Source organism: Streptomyces sp. NPDC043854 (assembly GCF_056436005.1).
Window position 1 is genome coordinate 58,340 of record NZ_JBWKDK010000015.1, and the last position, 17,481, is coordinate 75,820.

Annotated in this window: 13 protein-coding genes and 1 pseudogene; 2 read left to right on the forward strand and 12 right to left on the reverse strand. The window is 71.8% G+C overall.

Features of this window, described 5'->3' with window-relative positions; all coding sequences use genetic code 11:
- Nucleotides 1-24: 24 nt before the first annotated feature.
- The 7 genes from AC068A_RS15910 to AC068A_RS15940 all read right to left on the reverse strand — a co-directional run bounded on the left by AC068A_RS15910 (nt 25) and on the right by AC068A_RS15940 (nt 10,054).
- Entirely contained in the window at nt 25-2,373 is a 2,349-nt protein-coding gene (locus AC068A_RS15910; RefSeq protein ID WP_478585242.1) for a hypothetical protein, read from the reverse strand.
- Between the two features lie 588 nt (nt 2,374-2,961).
- Nucleotides 2,962-4,239 carry a thymidine phosphorylase gene (locus tag AC068A_RS15915; RefSeq protein ID WP_478585244.1) on the reverse strand — a complete coding sequence of 426 codons (1,278 nt, stop codon included), beginning with the start codon at nt 4,237-4,239 and terminating at the stop codon, nt 2,962-2,964.
- A 103-nt stretch (nt 4,240-4,342) separates the two neighbouring features.
- Nucleotides 4,343-4,741: a cytidine deaminase gene (locus AC068A_RS15920; protein ID WP_478585246.1), complete on the reverse strand. Its 399-nt coding sequence runs from the start codon at nt 4,739-4,741 to the stop codon at nt 4,343-4,345.
- The gene (locus AC068A_RS15925) at nt 4,738-5,997 is read right to left on the reverse strand and encodes an ABC transporter permease (protein WP_478585247.1); all 1,260 of its coding nucleotides are present in this window, start codon (nt 5,995-5,997) and stop codon (nt 4,738-4,740) included. The genes AC068A_RS15920 and AC068A_RS15925 overlap by 4 nt, the downstream gene beginning before the upstream one ends.
- Complete coding sequence (locus AC068A_RS15930; protein WP_478585249.1) at nt 5,994-7,109, reverse strand: ABC transporter permease; 1,116 nt, start codon at nt 7,107-7,109, stop codon at nt 5,994-5,996. The genes AC068A_RS15925 and AC068A_RS15930 overlap by 4 nt, the downstream gene beginning before the upstream one ends.
- On the reverse strand, nt 7,106-8,737 hold the full coding sequence (locus AC068A_RS15935) for an ABC transporter ATP-binding protein (RefSeq protein WP_478585386.1): 1,632 nt from the start codon (nt 8,735-8,737) through the stop codon (nt 7,106-7,108). Before AC068A_RS15935 ends, AC068A_RS15930 begins: the two co-directional genes overlap by 4 nt.
- A 258-nt stretch (nt 8,738-8,995) precedes the next feature.
- Nucleotides 8,996-10,054: a BMP family lipoprotein gene (locus AC068A_RS15940; RefSeq protein ID WP_478585250.1), complete on the reverse strand. Its 1,059-nt coding sequence runs from the start codon at nt 10,052-10,054 to the stop codon at nt 8,996-8,998.
- A 567-nt stretch (nt 10,055-10,621) separates the two neighbouring features.
- On the opposite strand from AC068A_RS15940, the gene AC068A_RS15945 reads away from it, so the two are divergent.
- Entirely contained in the window at nt 10,622-10,993 is a 372-nt protein-coding gene (locus AC068A_RS15945) for a hypothetical protein (protein WP_478585251.1), read from the forward strand.
- Nucleotides 10,994-11,028: 35 nt separating this feature from the next.
- Nucleotides 11,029-11,358 (forward strand): hypothetical protein, encoded by a 330-nt coding sequence (locus AC068A_RS15950; RefSeq protein ID WP_478585253.1) that lies wholly within the window; start codon nt 11,029-11,031, stop codon nt 11,356-11,358.
- A gap of 113 nt (nt 11,359-11,471) precedes the next feature.
- Here the strand turns inward: AC068A_RS15950 and AC068A_RS15955 are convergent, their stop codons facing one another.
- The 5 genes and pseudogenes from AC068A_RS15955 to AC068A_RS15975 all read right to left on the reverse strand — a co-directional run bounded on the left by AC068A_RS15955 (nt 11,472) and on the right by AC068A_RS15975 (nt 17,364).
- Nucleotides 11,472-12,722 carry an amidohydrolase gene (locus AC068A_RS15955; protein ID WP_478585388.1) on the reverse strand — a complete coding sequence of 417 codons (1,251 nt, stop codon included), beginning with the start codon at nt 12,720-12,722 and terminating at the stop codon, nt 11,472-11,474.
- Nucleotides 12,723-12,859: 137 nt separating this feature from the next.
- A complete protein-coding gene (locus AC068A_RS15960) occupies nt 12,860-14,020 on the reverse strand; it encodes a hypothetical protein (RefSeq protein ID WP_478585255.1) in 1,161 nt (386 codons plus the stop codon).
- 67 nt (nt 14,021-14,087) lie between these two features.
- Nucleotides 14,088-15,002, reverse strand: coding sequence for an N-acetylneuraminate synthase family protein (locus AC068A_RS15965; protein WP_478585257.1), 915 nt, complete (start codon nt 15,000-15,002; stop codon nt 14,088-14,090).
- Between the two features lie 56 nt (nt 15,003-15,058).
- Nucleotides 15,059-15,787: pseudogene (locus AC068A_RS15970) on the reverse strand (acylneuraminate cytidylyltransferase family protein); the annotation flags it as partial.
- 122 nt (nt 15,788-15,909) lie between these two features.
- Nucleotides 15,910-17,364 carry a DUF6716 putative glycosyltransferase gene (locus tag AC068A_RS15975; protein WP_478585259.1) on the reverse strand — a complete coding sequence of 485 codons (1,455 nt, stop codon included), beginning with the start codon at nt 17,362-17,364 and terminating at the stop codon, nt 15,910-15,912.
- Nucleotides 17,365-17,481 lie beyond the last annotated feature (117 nt).

The window sequence follows — 17,481 nt, forward strand, 5'->3', positions numbered from 1 at the left end:
GTGCGTGGAGGGGTTGCGGTTCGCTCAGCCGTCGACGGGGATCTCCCATACGCCGCGGTTGCGGGTCCCGGCGCGCAGCAGCCGGGCGTTCGGATGCAGGACGATGTCGCCGACGAGCGCGTTGGGCAGCCGGTCGGCGAAGGGCTCCCAGGTGGCCCCGGCGTCCGTGGACCGGTAGACGCCCAGGTCGGCGGCGACCCAGAGCCGGTCGCGGTCGAGCGGGTCGACCTCCACCGCGTTGAGCGGCAGCGGCGGCAGCCCGGCGGAGCGGTCGTCCCAGGTGGCGCCGCCGTCGGCGGAGTGCCAGATGCGGCCGCCGCCGATGGTGCTGTGCGTGACCCAGATCCGGTCGGTGCCGGCGGGGTCGACGTGGATGTCGCTGATCCAGGCATCGGCCCGGGGTGTCGCCAGCGCGGTGAGCGGGCTCCAGGCGCCGCCCTGCCACCGGGTGCGGTACAGCCGGCCCCGGGTGGTGCCGACCAGGACCTCGTCGGCATGCGGGACGTACATGGCGCTGCCGATGCCCGGGGCGGGGAACGGCAGGCGCTTCCAGCTGTCGGCGTCGTCCCGGGAGACGTACAGGGCCCCGCCGCTGAAGGCCACGGTCCGCCCGGCGGTGGCACTGGTCTCCAGGGGCGGGTGGAACAGCGAGCGCTCCCCGGCCGGCACCGGCGGCGACACTCCGGTCCAGGTGCCGAAGTCGCCGCGGCTGACGGAGCGTTCCAGGCTCATGTTGAAGAAGGTGTGGAAGACGGTGCGCGGGTCGTCGCGGTTGACCGCGCAGTCCCCGCCGTCGCCGTCCTGGACGTGGGTCCAGTTCGGGGAGCCCGTCCAGCGGTTGGTGCCGTTGTCCTGGGTGCCGCCGAGCAGCCAGGTCTCGCAGGCGTGGTCCTGCGCCACGTACTCGAACTCGGTGATGACGAGGCCGTGGTTGAGGTCCTCCCAGTGCGTGCCGCGGTCGGGGCTGCGGAACAGGCCGCCGTCGTTGCCCACGTACACCACGGCGGGGGCGCCGGGTTCAAAGGCGATGGCGTGCTGGTCGGGGTGGATGGAGTCGCCGCCGGTCTCCCTGGTGGAGATGTCCTGCCAGCTCCACGTCGTCCCCGAGCGGTCGCCGCGGTAGACGTCGACGGCGCCGAGGTAGACCTGGTCCGCGCGGTCGGGGGCGATGCCGAGGAACCAGTCGTACCAGGCCTGCGCGGTGTCCAGGCCGGGGGGTACGGGCACGCGCGCCCAGTCCGTGCCGCCGGTCCTGCGCCACAGCCGTGCCACCTCGTCGGCGTCGGCCGCCCAGGCGTACGCGACGCCGGGGTCGGACGGGGCGATCGCCACGGCGAACCGCGTGTACGGGGAGGTGCCCGGGGTGGGCAGGGTGACGGGGCGCCAGACGGCCCCGCCGTCGTCCGACCGGAACAGCCCGTCCGAACAGGCCGCCAGCGCCTCGCCGTTCGCGGACACCGCGACCGACCAGGTGGCGAAGGGCCGGCGCAGGGTCCAGCTCGCGCCGCCGTCGGCGGAGCCGTACAGGCCGTCGGTGGTCGCCCCGAGGACGGTGTCCCGGCGGGTGGGGTCGAAGGCCAGGTCGTAGAAGCCCTGGCCGACGAACGGGTCGGTGCACAGCGGCGCCCAGCTCGCGCCGCCGTCGGTGGAGCGGATGACTCCGGTTCCCAGCCGGGCCCAGAAGTTGCCCTCCCCCGTGCCCGCGAGCACGGTGCCCGAGGAGGCGGGGTCGAAGGCGAGGGCGCCGGTGGTGAGGGTGGCCGCATCGTCCGTGCGGGGCGCCCAGGAGGCGCCGCGGTCGGTGCTCTCCCAGATCCCGCCGCCCGCGGCCCCGGCCAGCAGGTGCGCGGCGTTCGCGGGGTCGACGGCGATCGCGGAGATCCGGCCGGAGACGTTGACCCGGCTCAGGCCGTACGTCTGCCCGCCCGGCACGGTCCAGGGGCCGAGGGGGCGCCAGACCGGGCCGGGGACGGGGGGCGGCGCGGCCAGCCGTTCGGCCGTCTCCCGGTACACGACGGCGAGGGCCTCCGCGTCCGCGGCGCCCGACCGGGTGCGTTCGGCGGCCTCCCGGGGCGACGGGGCCCCCGCCTCCCGGTCGTCCTCCCCGGCCGGTGGCCGCGGCGGCCGGTCCCGGGCGGGCGGCCGGACCTCGGGCGGCCCCACGGCCTCGGTGATCAGCTCCTGCTGCCGGCTCGCGGCCAGTCCGGGTGCGGCCCTCTCGACCGCGGCGGCGGCCTCCCGGCCGCGGCCCGTGCGTTCGAGTTCCTGGACCAGCCGGGTCAGCGCCTTGCCGCCGGGCGGGCGGAAGCGGCGCCCGTGCGTGCCGCGCGCGCCGCCGGGTTCACGGTCGTCGGAAGCGGTCGGATCCTGCATCGCTGCACCTCTTTCGCCGCGGGTGCCCTCCGGCGCGGGCGGCGCCGGGCACGCCGGGCCGCCCTCGGGCACGGCGTGTGCGGATCGGTGGCCCCGGCGGTCCGCGCCCCTGCGGTCCGGGCCTCCTGCGATCCGGGCCGCGGGCGTGCGGCCGCTGCCCGCTCCGGCCGCTGCCGGGTCCTGCCGCTGCGGTGCTCAGCCGGTCCCGAGGTGCGGGGGGCGCGGGGGTGCGGGGTCCTGCGCGGGGGGTGGTGGGGAATCCGGCCGGGCCCGGTCCGGGCCCCGGGCAGGTTTCCCGTCCCGGACCCGGACCGCGTCCCGGCCCTCACCCCGGTCCCGGTCCCCGCCGTCCGCGGGCGCTCGGCGGGCCCTTCGGGCTCCGCCGCCGGCTCCCGGGCGGCGAGGAACTCCTCCAGCCGCCGTGCGGCCCGGCCGCCTCTCCTGCGCGGTGCGGGACCGTCGGACGGCTCGTGGGACCGTCCCTCGCTCACACCGCCAGGTTACGTCCGGGGTATGCCCCCCGCATGCGGGAACGCCGGCCCCGGTGTACGGGGCCGGCGTTCCGGCAGGGTGTGCGGACGGGCCGGATCAGGCGATGCGGTCCAGGACGATCGGGTTCGGGGTGAACGCCGTGCCCGCGGGGGCGATGTCGTACGAGCCCTCCAGCGAGGCCAGGGCGTAGTCGAACTTCTCCGGGGTGTCCGTGTGCAGCGTCATCAGCGGCTGCCCGGCCACGACCTCGTCGCCCGGCTTGGCGTGCAGCTCGATGCCCGCGCCCGCCTGCACCGGGTCCTCCTTGCGGGCCCGGCCGGCGCCCAGGCGCCAGGCGCCCACGCCCACCGCGTACGCGTCCAGGCGGGTCAGCACGCCCGACTCGGGCGCGGTGACCACGTGCTGCTCGCGGGCGACCGGCAGGGCCGCGTCCGGGTCGCCGCCCTGCGCCCGGATCATCCGGCGCCAGACGTCCATCGCGGAGCCGTCGGCCAGGGCCTTGGCCGGGTCTGCGTCCTTGATGCCGGCGGCCTCCAGCATCTCCTTCGCCAGGGCGATGGTCAGCTCGACCACGTCGGCCGGGCCGCCGCCGGCCAGGACCTCGACGGACTCGCGGACCTCCAGCGCGTTGCCGGCGGTCAGGCCCAGCGGGGTGGACATGTCGGTGAGCAGGGCGATGGTCTTCACGCCGCTGTCGGTGCCGAGAGCCACCATCGTGGAGGCGAGCTCGCGGGCGTCCTCGATGTTCTTCATGAAGGCGCCGGAGCCGACCTTCACGTCGAGGACGAGGGAGCCGGTGCCCTCCGCGATCTTCTTGGACATGATGGAGGAGGCGATCAGCGGGATGGCCTCGACGGTGCCCGTCACGTCGCGCAGCGCGTACAGCTTCTTGTCGGCGGGGGCGAGGCCGTCGCCCGCCGCGCAGATGACCGCGCCGGTGGTGTCGAGGACGTGGAGCATCTCCTCGTTGGAGAGCAGCGCGCGCCAGCCGGGGATGGACTCCAGCTTGTCGAGGGTGCCGCCGGTGTGGCCGAGGCCGCGGCCGGACAGCTGCGGCACGGCCGCGCCGCAGGCGGCGACGAGCGGGGCCAGCGGCAGGGTGATCTTGTCGCCGACGCCGCCGGTGGAGTGCTTGTCGGCGGTCGGGCGGGAGAGGGAGTCGAAGTTCATCCGCTCGCCGGAGGCGATCATCGCGGCGGTCCAGCGGGCGATCTCGGACCGGTTCATGCCGTTGAGCAGGATGGCCATGGCCAGCGCCGACATCTGCTCGTCGGCGACGACGCCGCGGGTGTACGCGTCGATGACCCAGTCGATCTGCTCGGGGCTCAGCTCGCCGCGGTCCCGCTTCGTACGGATGACGGAGATGACGTCCATGTGGTGCTTCCTTCTACACGCATAGAGGGGTGGTGCGGAGTTCCGCGGAAGTACGGAAGTGCGACGGCCCCTCGCCTCGTGGGGCGAAGGGCCGTCGGCACGGTTATCTCAGGTGGTCCGGCCCGAAGGCCTGCGGCAGCATCTCCGCCAGCGGCAGGATCCCCTTCGGGGTCTCCACCAGCAGTTCCGGTCCGCCGAATTCGTACAGCAGCTGACGGCAGCGCCCGCACGGGACGAGGATGTCGCCCTTGCCGTCGACGCAGGTGAAGTGCGTCAGGCGGCCGCCGCCCGTGGCCTGGAGGGAGGACACCAGGCCGCACTCGGCGCACAGGCCGAGCCCGTAGCTCGCGTTCTCGACGTTGCAGCCGGTCACGATCCGCCCGTCGTCCACGAGGGCCGCGACTCCGACCGGGAAGCCCGAGTAGGGGGCGTAGGCCCGGGACATGGCGTCCCGGGCGGCCTCCCGCAGGGCCTCCCAGTCGGGGGTGAGCGCTGTCGTCACTTGCCTTGCCCCTTGCGGTACGGCATGCCGTCCGCCTTGGGCATCCGCAGGCGCTGCGCCGACAGGGCGAGCACGAGCAGCGTCGTGACGTACGGGGCCGCGTCGACGAACTGGCTCGGGACGGCGTCGACGAGCGCGTACCAGACGAACAGGCCGGCCGCGCACGCGGCCGCGATGGCGGCCTGCCAGTGCTTCTTCTTGTACAGCTGCCAGACGACGACGGCCACGAGCAGGATCGCCAGGAGCAGCAGCATGGCGTGGACGTTCTCGGCGCCACCGCGCAGCTTGAGGCTGTAGGTGAAGCCGAACAGGCCCGAGCCGAGGGCCATGCCGCCCGGCATCCAGTTGCCGAAGATCATGGCGGCGAGGCCGATGTAGCCGCGGCCGCCGGTCTGGCCCTCCTGGTAGATGCCGGTGGAGACGATCGCGAGGAACGCGCCGCCCAGGCCGGCCATCGCACCGGAGACGACCACGGCGATGTACTTGTACTTGTAGACGTTGACGCCGAGGGACTCGGCGGCGACCGGGTTCTCGCCGCAGGAGCGCAGCCGCAGGCCGAAGGAGGTGCGCCACAGCACCCACCAGGTGGCGGGGATCAGCAGGATCGCGACGACCGTCAGCAGGGACAGGTTGGTGACCAGGCCGCCGAGGACGCCGGCGAGGTCCGAGACCAGGAACCAGTGCTTGGCCTGGAGGTCGGACAGCCAGCCCGACAAACCGGGAATGGTGATCTCGGTGATCGGCTCGATGCGCGGGGACTGCTTGGAGGAGCCGCCCGGGAGCTCGTCGAAGGTGAAGTTCGACAGGTACTGGGTGAAGCCGATGGCCAGGATGTTCACGGCCACACCGGAGACGATGTGGTTGACGTTGAACGTGACGGTGATGATCGCGTGCAGCAGGCCGCCGAGGGCGCCGCCGACGAGGCCCATGAGGACGCCAGTCCACGGGCCCCACTGGTACCCGGCCCAGGCGCCGAACCAGGTGCCGAGGATCATCATGCCTTCGAGGCCGATGTTGACCACGCCGGCGCGCTCGGCCCACAGGCCGCCGAGACCGGCCATGGCGATCGGCACGGCGAGCTGGAGCGCGCCGGAGATCTGGCCGACGGAGGTCAGGTCATTGGCGCCCGAGATCGTCCGGACCAGCGAGATCAGGACGAGGCCGCCCGCGATGATCAGCAGGATCCAGGGCAGGGTGAGCTTGCGGCGGCCGCCCTTGGGCGCGGCGCTCGTCGCGGAAACGGTGCTGGTGCTCACGCCGCGACCTCCTTGTCGGTCTTGATGGCGTGGCCGGCGGCCAGCTCCTCGCCGACCTTCTGCTGCTGGCGGCGGATGCCGTAGCGGCGGACGAACTCGTAGCTGACGACGACCGCGATCACGATCAGGCCCTGCATGATCGTGCCGATCTCCTTGGCGTAGCCCGCGGTGTCGAGACCGGCGGACGCCTTGTCGATGAAGGCGATCAGGAGGGCGGAGAAGAAGATACCCAGCGGGTTGTTGCGGCCCAGCAGGGCGATGGTGATGCCGGTGAAGCCGATGCCCGCCGGGAACGACAGGTTGTACGTGTGGGACTCGCCGAGCAGCAGCGGCATGCCGGTGAGGCCGGCGATGGCACCCGAGATGAGCATCGAGGTCATGATCATCTTCTTGGCGTCCACGCCGGAGGCCTGGGCGGCGGACTCGCTGGCGCCGGTGGCGCGCAGGTCGAAGCCGAACCGGGTGCGGTTGAGGACGAACCAGTAGACGATGCCGAGCGCGAAGGCCACGAAGGTGAAGCCGTAGATCTCCAGGCCCGGGCCCATCTCCACGGCCGGGAACCAGCCCGACTCCGGGATGTCACCGGTGGTCAGGTCGTTGGAGCCGGGCAGCTGGACACCCAGGTTCTTGGGCAGCAGCAGCCAGGCGATCAGGGAGGTCGCGATGGCGTTCAGCATGATCGTCGAGACGACCTCACTCACGCCGCGCTTGGCCTTGAGGATGCCCGCGATACCGGCCCAGAAGGCACCGGTGAGCATGGCCACGGCCACGATCATCAGGATCTGCAGCGGGCCGGGCAGCGTGACCGCGGCGCCCACGACGGCCGAGATCATCGCCGCGAGGCGGTACTGGCCGTCGACACCGATGTTGAAGAGGTTCATCCGGAAGCCGACGGCCACGGCCAGGGCTGCCAGGTAGTAGATGCCGGCCTGGTTCAGGATCAGGACCTGGATGTCCTCGTAGCCGGCCTGCTCGATCATGATGCGCAGCGGGTCGATCGGGTCCACGCCCGAGGCGGCCAGCACGATCACGGTCAGCACGAAGGCGCTGACCAGCGCGAGCGCCGGTCCGGCGACCGCGAGCAGCAGCCGGTCCTTGTCGAATTTCTTCATCGGGCCTCGTCCTCCGTCGTGTCACCGTCGGCAGCAGCGGAGTGGTTGTCAGTGGCTTCCAGGTGACCGCGGGCGGCACCCGTCATGGCGGTGCCGAGCTCCTCCGGCGTGATGGTCGCCGGGTCGGCGTCCGCGACCAGGCGGCCGCGGTAGATGACGCGCAGGGTGTCGGACAGGCCGATCAGCTCGTCGAGGTCGGCGGAGATCAGGAGCACGGCCAGGCCCTCGCGGCGGGCCTCGCGGATGGCGTCCCAGATCTGCGCCTGCGCACCGACGTCCACACCGCGGGTGGGGTGGGCGGCGATGAGGAACTTCGGGTTGTGGCTCATCTCGCGGCCGACGATCAGCTTCTGCTGGTTGCCGCCGGAGAGCGAGGCCGCGGTCACGTCGATGCCCGGGGTGCGGACGTCGTACTCGCGCACGATCCGCTCGGTGTCCCGGCGGGCGGCCTTCGGGTCGAGGATGCCGCGCTTGGAGTTGGGCGCCTCGGTGACGTGGCCGAGGATGCGGTTCTCCCACAGCGGGGATTCCAGCAGCAGGCCGTGGCGGTGGCGGTCCTCGGGGATGTAGCCGATGCCGTCCTCGCGGCGCTTGCGCACCGGGTGCTTGGTGATGTCCACGCCGTCGAGGGTGATCACGCCGGAGTCCGGGGCGACCATGCCCATGAGGGCCTCGATCAGCTCGGTCTGGCCGTTGCCCTCGACACCGGCGATGCCGAGGACCTCGCCCTTGTGGATCGTGAAGTCGACGTTGTCCAGCAGCAGGCGGCCGACGGGCACGTGCTCGTGGACGTAGTCCACGTCCTCGTTGCGGTCCTCGGCGGCGGCCGACAGCGGCGCGGTCACAGCGCCCCCCGCCTCGGCCAGGGTCAGGCCCTTGACCTGGAGCATCGGGACGTCGGTGACCGTCGACTCGCGGGTCTCCGGGGTGGGCAGCTCGCTGCCGACCATCAGCTCGGCGAGCTGCTTGGTCGTCGCTGTCTTCGGGTCGGCGGTGCCGACGGTGGTGCCGCGGCGGATGACGGTGATGTCGTCGGCGACCTTCAGGATCTCGCCCAGCTTGTGCGAGATGAAGATGACGGTCAGGCCCTCGGCCTTGAGCTCGCGCAGGTTGTCGAAGAGCGCGTCCACCTCCTGCGGCACGAGCACGGCGGTCGGCTCGTCGAGGATGAGGGTGCGGGCACCGCGGTAGAGGACCTTGAGGATCTCCACGCGCTGCCGGTCGGCGACACCGAGGTCCTCGACCAGGGCGTCGGGACGGACACCGAGGCCGTACGCGTCCGAGATTTCCAGGATCTTCTTGCGGGCCTTGGCCCCGATGCCGTACAGCTTCTCGCCGCCGAGAACGACGTTCTCCAGGACGGTGAGGTTGTCGGCCAGCATGAAGTGCTGGTGGACCATGCCGATGCCGCGGGCGATGGCGTCACCCGGGTTGTTGAAGGAGACCTGCTCCCCATCGATGGCGATGGTGCCCTCGTCCGGCTTCTGCATGCCGTAGAGGATCTTCATCAGGGTCGACTTGCCGGCACCGTTCTCACCGATCAGGGCGTGGACCGTGCCCTTGCGGACGGTGATGGCGATGTCCTTGTTGGCGACGACGCCGGGGAAACGCTTGGTGATGCCGTGCAGTTCTACGGCAGGGGGGCTGGACGCGTTGATGACGCACTCTCCTTGGCGCGAAAGGAGCTGGAAAGAGCCGCTGGGCGGGGGGACAGGGCGGGGAGAGAAGGTATCGCGTCCACGATGCCTCTACGCGCGTAGCACTGTCGGAAGTGAAAACTTGCGGCCGAGTGGCCACAAGGAATCACGGAATGCGGTTCGGGGCCCGGGAGCGGCAGAGACCGCTTCCCGGACCCCCGAGACCCTACTTCACGTCAGGTTGCGGCCTTACGGCGCGGTCTTGACGTTGATCTTCTTGGCGATGATGTCGGCCTTGGCCTTCTCGACGGCGGCGATGACATCGGCCATGTTCTTGTACTCCGGGTTGGACGGAGCCAGACCCACACCGTTGGTGTCGAGGCCGTAGCGGACCTCACCGGACTGCGGCTTGCCGTCCTGGACCGACTTGATCAGGTTGAAGACGGCACCGGACACGTCCTTGGTGACCGAGGTCAGGATCTTGTCCTTGTACTTCGCCAGACCGGCCTGGTTGTACTGGTCCGAGTCGACACCGATGGCCCACTTGCCGGCGGTGGCGGTGGCCTCGATCGCACCGGAGCCGGCGAGGCCCGCGGCGGAGTAGATCACGTCGGCGCCGTTGTCGAGCTGACCCTTGGCGGCGGCCTTGCCCAGGTCGGGCTTGGCGAACCCGGACATGTCCGGCGGCTGGCTCAGGTAGACCGACAGCACCTTGGCGTTCGGGTTGGTGTCCTTGACGCCCTGGGTGAAGCCCGCCTCGAACTTCTTGATCAGCGGAATCTCGACACCGCCGATGAAACCGACCGTGCCGGTCTTCGAGGCCTTGGCGGCAGCGACGCCGGCCAGGTAGGAGCCCTGCTCCTCGTTGAAGACCATGTTGGCGATGTTCGGGCCCTTCTTCGACGCGTCGTCGATGAGGCCGAACGTGGTGTTCGGGAACTTCGGCGCGACCTTCTCGATCGCGGCACCGTAGGCGAACCCGACACCGATGACCGGGTTGTTGCCCTTGCGAGCCAGCTCGGTGAGGCGCTGAACCTTGTCAGCCTCACTCTCGCCCTCGGTGGGCTCCGCCTCGGCGCCCTTGACCTTCAGGTCCTTCTCGGCCTTCTCCAGACCCGCGTACGCGGCGTCGTTGAAGGACTGGTCGCCGCGGCCGCCGATGTCGTAGGCGATGGCTACGGACTTCTGACCCGCGGACTCCGTGGAGGAGGCGGTGTCAGAGGACTTCTTTCCGCCACAGGCGGTGGCCGAGAGGGCCAGCGCCGCGGACGCGAGGCCCACGGTGGCGATCCTGGTGATCCGGCGCAAGGGGAGGCTCCTTCAAAACCTGACCGAAAGCGCCTACTGACCGGCGCTGGTTTTCGGGGCGATCGTAACGCGCGTAGATGTCAGTTAAAGGCCCGTTCACGAGTCGTTACCGGATCGACGCGCACCGCAACCGATACGGCAGGCTTGACTACTCTCCGTCACCCGCACGGAGGTGCCGACGACCCCAAAGTCGACCACAAGGGGACTTTCTCCACTAAAGGAAATACCACCCACACTGGAATAGTGAATTCCAAGAGACATACACGCCCCCGCTCCCCCATAAACCAGATGGGCCTTATTCGCAACGAGCAGATCCAGCCGATAGGCGCCATTCCGCCAACCTGTCTTAATCGCCGCTCCGCATGCACGACGTGATGCGCGCCACACCATGAAAAAGGGGATTGACCTGCCCCCATCTCCCCATGTCAGATGACCAAGTCAAGGGATTGGGTTGGTGGCCATATCTTTACTCGAGGCTGATTTCCTTCCAGGTGCGATCGGCCTGCGTAGATATCGCTTCGCCAGCCAACCTCAAGGCGCATGAAAGCCAAACGGAGAATCGGGGACATGAAGAAGAAGTCGATCGTTCAACTGGGCGCCGTGGCGCTGACCATCTTATCTGTGGGTATGGGCACGCCGGCTGTCGCCGCAAGCCCCACTGGAGCCGCTCCCGGCGTCGCCTCTGGCGCGAAGCCTGGTCCGCAGGATGCATTCTGCAACACCTGGAAGACGGGCGGGCCGCCGTGGGGCGGAGCTGCGTACTGCAGTGGAATGGCCTGGGCAGACACGTTCCAGGTGAAGCTCACCTGCATCAACCACCGTGGTCAGACGTTCACCGTGCTCGGGCCGAAGAAAAAAAGGAATGAGACCTCCAGCGCAACCTGCTCGAGCGACCCCAATGTCGGCGTCCTGGAAGTGGGAACCGTACAGTCCGCCTAACATCTTCACTCAGTGAAAACCGGGGAGAAAAAGATATGCACAAAGCCAAGATAGCCACGCTCATCGGGTTCGGAATGGCGGCAGCGTCCCTCATTACCGCACCTTCCGCAGCAGCGGCCACCACGGGCGCCACAGCCATCGAATGCACGACGTGGCAGTCCGGGGCCACGGGTTACGCCCGCTGTTCGGGTTTAGTGCCCTTCATTCAGCGCTTCCGCGTCAAGGTGACCTGTATCGACTCCCGCGGCACCCAGGCCGTCATCACTGGCGACAGCAAGCAGAATGGTCAGACGTCGTCCGCCACGTGCCCCGGCGCCCCGAACACAGGCATCTACAAGCTCGGATACGAGCAGTGGATGATCTGACCCGCCGAGGAGTCCATGCCTTCGCCACCGCGGCGTTGAACGGCTGCGAGCAGTAGAGAGGCACGGCCCCACCCCCTGCGGAGGGGCCGGACTCCGGTCCGGCCCCTCCGCTGTCAGGGATCGCATGCCCTCCCCGCTGGGCGGCCGTCGATCAGTGCGGCGGCCGTGAAGAACTCCACGCCGACGCCGATCGCGGCCTCGTCCACGTCGAAGTCGCCGCGGTGGAGGTCCTTCTTCACGCTGGCGCCCGGCGGGTGCACGCCGAGGCGGGCCATGGCCCCGGGAACGTGCTCGAGGTACCAGGAGAAGTCCTCCCCGCCCAGGCTCTGCTCGGTGTCCTCGACCGACTCCGCGCCCCGCCGGGCGGTCATCGACTCGCGCAGCAGCTCCGTGACCACCGGGTCGTTGACGACGGGGGGCACCCCGCGGACATAGGTGATCTCCGACTTGGCCCGGTGCACCCCGGCGATCTCGTCGATCGCCGCATGGATCTGGTCGGGCGCCTCGTGCCAGGCCTTGATGTCCAGGCAGCGGATGGTCCCGGACAGCTCCGCGTGCATCGGGATCACGTTGCAGGCGTGCCCGGACTCGATCCGGCCCCAGGTGATCGACATGCCCGAGCGGGCGTCCATCCGGCGGGCCACCACCGCCGGCAGGTCGGCGGCGACCCGGGCGGCGGCCGTCACCAGGTCGGTGGTGAGGTGCGGCCGGGCGGTGTGCCCGCCCGGGCCCTCCAGGGTGATCTCCAGGCGGTCGCAGGCGGAGGTGATGGGCCCGGCCCGCAGGCCGATCTTCCCCGCGTCGACCCGGGGGTCGCAGTGCACCGCGATGATCTGTCCCACCCCGTCGAGGGCCCCGGACGCGATGGCGTCGGTGGCCCCGCCCGGCAGCACCTCCTCGGCGGGCTGGAAGAGCAGCCGCACGGGCCGGGGCAGCAGGCCCTGCCGGTCGAGCTCGGCGAGGACCAGCCCGGCGCCGAGGACGGCCGCGGTGTGCACGTCGTGGCCGCAGGCGTGCGCCCGGTCGGGGAAGGTCGAGCGGTACGCGACGTGCGTCTTGGCGTCGGGAATGGGCAGGGCGTCGATGTCCGCGCGCAGGGCCAGCATCGGCCGGCCGCCGTCCCAGGTGCCCACGTCGCAGATCAGCCCGGTCCCGGACTTCAGTACGTGGGGCCGGAGGCCGGCTTTCTCCAGTCGGGCCTTGATGGCCGCCGTGGTGCGGAACTCCTGGTGTCCTAGCTCGGGATGCATGTGCAAGTCCCGGCGGAAGGCGGTCAGTTCGACACGCAGGTGGTCCGGAAGAGTGCCGGGCAGCTCGGGCTGGGCAGGCGTGCCGGGCAGGACGGGCTGGGACTCGCGGGACATCAACTGGTTCACCCGTTGAAGGGTAGGCGCACGAATGGCCCAACTGGATGGAGATCAGGAAAAGTTCATGCCGTCAGGGGAAAAAAACCAGACCTCTGGACGCATGACCGCATGCAGCCGGGGGTACACTCGCGCGCTCATCCGACCGCCGGGACCGTACGGGCCTGGATTCTGCGCACATCACGGGCGGTCTCGGTGACGGCGGCGAGGAAACTCTGCGCCCGCGGCGACGCGGAGCCGGTCAGCAGGGCCGGGTCGACATCGCATACGGCAACGGTCACCCCCGTGCCGGTCAGCGCGTACGGCAGCGTATGGACGACCGTGGACGGGAAGCTGACGACGGTTCGGCCGATCGGGCCGCGGCGCGCCGTCAGCTCCAGCGGCAGGTCCGGGCGGACGATCTCCAGCCCGGTTTCCTCGCTCAGCATGCGCAGCTTCTCCGCGGACTCGCGGCGGTGCGCGAAGTAGCGGGTCGCGCCGTGGCGCACCGTCAGGGCGCGTACGGCGGCCAGGTAGCCGGCCGCGTCCACCACCCCGGTCTCCACGAGCGAGGTGCCGACCAGGTCGGTGCCGCGGGTCAGCCGGGGCGGGCCGAACCGGGCGCGGGTCCAGGCGAAGTCGTTGACGCGCAGGGTCATCGCGCCGTGCACGGTGACGGGCATCGAGGTGAACACCTCGACGCGGCGGCCCGTGCCGGGTGCCGGGGAGAAGCGGCGCCGGGCGGCCGAGGAGACCGGCGCGAACGCGAGCTCGCGCAGCCGGCCGGCCGCTCCGCCGCGTCCGATGCGGTGCCAGCGGACGAGGCGTTCGCCGCGGGCGGTCTGGGCGGCGAACTCCATGGTGGCGGTGCCGTCGTCGACGACCACGAGCTCCTCGGCGCGCACCAGGGTCAGCAGCAGCTGCACGTACCGGGAGAACGGGTCGCCGACGACGATCCGCGCGGCGGCCCGCACGTCGCGGGCCAGCGCGGCGAGCGCCTTGGCCGGGGCGAGCCGGCTGCCGCGGGCCTCCTGCCACCGGACCTCGTACCCCTCGTCCCGGGCGAGCGCCGCCATGCGGCGGAGCTGGCCGCGGGACATCGGGTCGGTCGGCGGCAGGACGATGATCCGCAGCCCGCCCGCCGCGCCGCCGGGCCGGGACCCGGTCCGGCCCGCGGTCCGGGCGGGCTGGCTCGGGACGCCGTCCAGCAGCGGGGCGCCGCCGGGCGGGTGGGTGCCGTACGCGTACGCCCACTCCAGCACGTTGAGGAGCTGGACGGGGCTCTCGACGAAAGCCAGGGTGGTGGCGGAGGGGGTCACCGTGCACTCCTCGTCAGGGACGGGCTGGGGCAGGGGCGGGGCTTCGTACGCACACCGGGCACCCGGGTCAGACCGCGACCGGTTCGCCCTGGACGCGGCGGAGCTTGCGCATGGGGGCGAGCTCGGAGTCGTAGACCCGCTTGACGCCGTCGCCGAGCGCGGTCTCGATGGTGCGGATGTCGCGGACCAGTCGGGTCAGGCCGCCGGGCTCGACGGAGGCGGCCTGGTCGGAGCCCCACATCGCGCGGTCGAGGGTGATGTGCCGCTCGACGAAGCAGGCGCCGAGGGCGACGGCCGCGAGGGTGGTCTGAAGGCCCGTCTCGTGGCCGGAGTAGCCGATCGGGACGTTGGGGTACTCGTCGCGCAGGGTGTTGATCACCCGCAGGTTGAGCTCCTCCGGGCGGGCCGGGTACGTGGACGTGGCGTGGCAGAGCAGGATGTTGTCGCTGCCGAGCACCTCCACCGCGTGGCGGATCTGCCGGGGCGTGGACATGCCGGTCGACAGGACGACGGTGCGGCCGGTCGCGCGCAGGGCGCGCAGCAGTTCGTCGTCGGTGAGGCAGGCGGAGGCCACCTTGTGGGCGGGGACGTCGAACTTCTCCAGGAAGGCGACCGACTCGGTGTCCCACGGGGAGGCGAACCAGTCGATGCCGCGCTCCTTGCAGTGCTCGTCGATGGCGTGGTACTCGGCCTCGCCGAACTCGACGCGGTGGCGGTAGTCGATGTACGTCATCCGGCCCCAGGGGGTGTCGCGCTCGACGGCCCACTGGTCGCGCGGGGTGCAGATGTCCGGGGTGCGCTTCTGGAACTTGACGGCGTCGCAGCCGGCCTCGGCCGCGGCGTCGACCAGGGCGAGGGCGGTGCCGAGGTCGCCGTTGTGGTTGATGCCGATCTCGCCGACGACGTAGACGGGGCGGCCGGGGCCGGCGGTGCGCGAGCCGAGGGTCCGCAGGCGGGGGTGCGGGGTGGTGGCGACGGTCATGGCAGAAGGGATCCTTCGTTCGGTGCGGGGTGCAGTGGGGCCTGCGGGAAGGAGGGAGCGGAGGGAACGGGGGCGGGGTCGAGGAGCGGGGCGAGGAGGCGGGCGCGGGCCAGGTCGTGCGGGTCGTCGATCTCCAGGACCCGGGCGGGGTCCGTGGTGACGGGGAGGGTGCGGCCGAAGAACCGGTGCCGGACCCGGCGGAAGCCGGCCGCGTCCATGGCGTAGGCGGCGCCCGTCTCCAGCAGGTCCTGCGGCCGGTCCTGGCGGCGGGGGCGTACGGACCTGTCGTGGTTGACGCCCGTCGCGCCGGGGCCGGCGGTGCCGTCGCCGCCGGGTCCGGGGGGCGGCGGGGGCGTCTCCCGCCACAGGAAGCCGTGGAAGGGGGCGACGGTGAGGGCGGTGTCGGCCGCGCCGGAGGCAACGGCGGCGGCGACCGACTCGACGTCCGAGGAGGTGATGAACGGACTCGTGCACTGGACGAGGAGGACCACGTCCACCACCAGGGAGTGCAGCTCCTCGAAGGATTCGAGGGCGTGCAGTACGGCGGCCTCGCTGGTCGCGGTGTCCCCGGAGAGGGCCGCGGGCCGGCGCAGCGGGTGGGCCCCGGCGGCGCGGGCGGCCTCGGCGATGGCCTCGGAGTCGGTGGAGACCAGCACGTCGGTGACGGTCGCCGCGCCCCGGCAGGCGGCCACGGCCCGGGCCACGAGCGGTACGCCGCCCACCGCGGCGAGGTTCTTCCCGGGGACCCCCTTGGAGCCGCCGCGGGCCGGGATCACCGCGAGCACCCGCTTGCCGGGGCCGCCCCGGCCGGGGTCCCGCGCCGTACGCGGTGCGGGCGGGTCGGCGGGTGCGGGTGGGGATCCGGATGCGGGTGCGGATCCGGATGCGGGTGCGGGTGCTCGGGTGCTCACAGCTCCCCCAGCTGGCGGATCACCGGGGCCACGCGCTGTACCCCGTGCCGGTAGGCCCCGCGGGCGGCCTCCCGCAGCTGCCGCCGCAGCAGGCGCCGCAGCCGGGACTCGCCGGCCGGGTCGCGGAGGGTGCCGGGCAGCGGGGTCCCGTCGGGGGCGAGGTGCTGGCGGGCGAGGATCCCCGGGAGGTATCCGGGGGCGGTGGTCCGGGTGTAGTAGGGGTCGACCGGCGGCAGCCAGGGCCGCGCGACCAGCTCGGCAACCCGGGCCCGGGCAGCGGCGTACGGGTCTCGGGCGGGCGGGGCTCCGGACCCCGGCCCGCCGGGGTCCGGGGCGTCGGGGGCGGCCTCGGGGATGCCCGGCACGCCGTGTGCGGCCAGCCAGGACGGGTCGGGGTGCGGGAGCAGTCCGGAGTCGAGCTGGTCCCAGGAGGCGAGGCAGCCCGAGCCGAGGAAGTGGTGGTTGCCCAGCGCCTCGCGGATGCCGAGGTCGGTGAGGACCGCGGTCGGGATGCCCCGGTGCAGGGACTCCAGCGCGGCCGTGGACGAGACGGTGACCAGCAGGTCGGTGCCGTCCAGGACCTCGCCCATGTTCCCGTAGGCCAGCCGGCAGTTCGGCGGCAGCCCGCCGGGGATCCGTTCGGCGAGCCGCTGGTACGGCTGCTCTTCCAGGTGGGTGGTGTGCTCCCCGGGCCGGCTGCGCAGCTTGACGAGCACCTCGCGGTCCGGGTGCAGCCGGGCGTGGCCGGCGGCCCGTCCGAGCAGGTACGCGCGGTCCTTGCGGCTCTCGGGGACGGACGGCTGGACCGCGAAGACGACCCGCAGGGCGCGGCCCGGTGCCGCACCCGCCGACCGGTGGGAGCCGCCGGGCCCCGCGTCGGCGAGGAAGGGGAGGGCGGTCTCCGTGACGGAGTCCGCGGCCGTGCCGACGCCCTCGTACACCGCGCGGAAGCGTTCGGCGTCGTGCCGGGAGTTGGCGAGGACGAGGTCGGCGCCGTGCCGCAGCAGCAGTCCGTCGGCGAGCTTCTCGTAGACGACGCCCACGTAGCCGGTGACGAGGACAGGGCGGGCGGCCGGCTCGGGCCACAGCGCGCGGACCCCGTGCAGGACGGCCTGGACGGCGCCGCCGACGAGGGCGAGGACCACCACGTCCGGGCGGTCGTGCTCCAGGGCGGCCAGGAACTCGGGGCAGGTCACCTCGGCGAGCCGGTCGGCCCGGACCCCGGCCTCGCCGAGCTGGCGCGCGGTCGGGGTGGCCCGGCCGCGCAGCAGGTACCCGGTGAGTTCGCCGTGGTCGGGTACGAGGCGGCGGGCGGTGAGCGCACCCCATTTCCAGCGCGTATCGGAATCCGCCAGGACGGCGACCGAAAGTCCGGTGCGCGGCGTGCGAGGCGTGCGGGACGCATGGGATGCGTGGGATGCGATGGTGTCTGCGCGATTGCTGACTGGCACCCGGCAGAAGTTATTCGGGGATTCCGCAGATAGGCCCAACGACTGCACAACAACGGGTTAACAGGCCGTCGACGAAATACGAATCCGTCCCGGTTAACGCGCCCGCCCCGCGCCGTT